The sequence below is a fragment of the Shigella sp. FC1544 genome (assembly GCF_001722145.1).
Taxonomy (GTDB): Bacteria; Pseudomonadota; Gammaproteobacteria; order Enterobacterales; family Enterobacteriaceae; genus Escherichia; species Escherichia coli.
In genome coordinates, this window is record NZ_MECT01000411.1 from 1 (window position 1) to 576 (window position 576).

The window sequence follows — 576 nt, forward strand, 5'->3', positions numbered from 1 at the left end:
CTTTAATCTGCTTCATGGCGGCAGCAAGTTCAGAGGCAGGAACAACCTGTTCTCCGGCGGCCACAGCAGTAAGACTTCCTTCCTGGTATTGCTTACGCCAGAGAAATAACTGGCTGGCTGCTACACCATGTTGCCGGGCAACGAGGGAGACCGTCATCCCCGGTTCAAAGCTCTGCTGAACAATTGCGATCTTTTCCTGTGTGGTACGCCGTCTGCGTTTCTCCGGCCCTAAGACATCAATCATCTGTACTCCAATGACTAGTCTAAAAACTAGTATTAAGACTATCACTTATTTAAGTGATACTGGTTGTCTGGAGATTCAGGGGGCCAGTCTAAATCATAAGTTCAGAACGATATCGAGGTATCGCGATTTCGGTGATGCTGCCAACTTACTGATTTAGTGTATGATGGTGTTTTTGAGGTGCTCCAGTGGCTTCTGTTTCTATCAGCTGTCCCTCCTGTTCAGCTACTGACGGGGTGGTGCGTAACGGCAAAAGCACTGCCGGACATCAGCGCTATCTCTGCTCTCACTGCCGTAAAACATGGCAACTGCAGTTCACTTACACCGCTTCTCAA

At 49.0% G+C, this 576-nt stretch carries 2 protein-coding genes; one reads left to right on the forward strand and one right to left on the reverse strand.

The window, feature by feature from the left end:
* A partial coding sequence (locus BGK49_RS17390) for a transposase (protein ID WP_000567704.1) occupies positions 1 to 244 on the reverse strand: 244 nt, incomplete at its 3' end.
* Positions 245 to 429: 185 nt separating this feature from the next.
* Between BGK49_RS17390 and BGK49_RS27885 the strand changes: the two genes are divergently transcribed.
* Positions 430 to 576, forward strand: a 147-nt coding sequence (locus BGK49_RS27885; protein WP_001393286.1) for an IS1 family transposase, incomplete at its 3' end; no start/stop codon positions are given.